Raw genomic sequence first — 1,351 nt, forward strand, 5'->3', positions numbered from 1 at the left:
CGGCCGTTCGCGGCGCTTCCCTGGTGGCGGTGTACCGCAGACGGAAGAACGGCGCTCCGGGAGGCGATCGACCGAGCACGGAGCGGAGAGATCGCACACCGAGAGCTGACGCAGATCCGCACCGATGGCGCGGGCGCAGATGATACCGGTGCGACCGGACGTGACGAGGGCGGCTCCGCGAACGAGCCCGCCGACCCGACCGACGGTTCCACCTTCGAGGTGACCGTCCGGCCGGTCCGCGACGCGTCCGGTGACGTCGTCTCGCTGCTCGCACGGGCGAGCGACGTCACCGAGCGGGCCCGACTCGAGCGGGAGTTGCGAGCGTCGGAGGAACTTCACCGGGTAACGCTCAACAACATGACCGACACCGTCCTCATCACCGACGACGACGGGACGTTCACCTACGTCTGTCCGAACGTCCACTTCATCTTCGGCTACTCCGACGACGAGATCCGCGAGATGGGGACGATCGACGAGCTGCTCGAGCCGGACCTCTTCGATCGCGACGAGCTCGAGTCCGCGAGCGTGTTGACCAACATCGAGTGTACGGCGACCGACCGCGCGGGCCGCGAGCACACCTTGCTGGTCAACGTCCGCGAGGTCTCGATTCAGGGCGGGACGACGCTCTACAGCTGCCGAGACATCACGAAGCGAAAGCGCCGGGAGGAGGCGCTGACGGCGCTCCATCGGACCGCTCGCGAACTCCTGTACGCCGAAACGGACCGCGAGATCGCCGACATCGTCGTCGACGACGCGACGGACGTGCTCGATCTCGAGGCGAGCGCCGCGTACCTGTTCGATACGGACGAGAACGTGTTACGCTCCGCCGCGTCGTCGCCGGGCATGGAGCGGTTACACGGGCCGATTCGTGACCATCGGGCGACGGACGACAGCATCCCGGGTCGCGCCTTCATCGACGGCGAGAGTCGGTTCTTCGCGGACGTTCACGACTCCGGGTCGCTCTCGAACCCCGGCACCGACCTGCGAAGCGCCGCGTACGTCCCGCTCGGCGATCACGGCGTCTTCGCCGTGGGGTCGACTGCGTCGGACGCGTTCGACGACGTCTCGCGGGAGTTGACCGACCTGCTGGCGGCGACCGCGGAAGCGGCGCTCGACCGGGTCGAACGGGAGCGAACGCTACGCGAGCGGGACCGCGAACTCAAGCGCCGAAACCGGCAGCTCACCCGCCTCAACCGGATCAACGAGATCATCAGGGAACTCGATCAGGCGCTGGTCGAGGCGGAAACCCGTGCCGAGATCGAACGGGCGGTCTGCGATCGACTCACGGCCACCGACCGGTTCTCGTTCGCCTGGATCGGTCAGCTCGACGCCGACGGCGATCGCCTCGAGC

1 protein-coding gene is annotated in these 1,351 nt (G+C 67.9%); it reads left to right on the top strand.

What is annotated here, in order from left to right; translation table 11 throughout:
• The coding region (locus PGX04_RS25060) for a PAS domain S-box protein (RefSeq protein WP_273740987.1) at positions 1–1,351 on the top strand (1,351 nt) is incomplete at both ends.

This window comes from Natrinema soli, assembly GCF_028618695.1.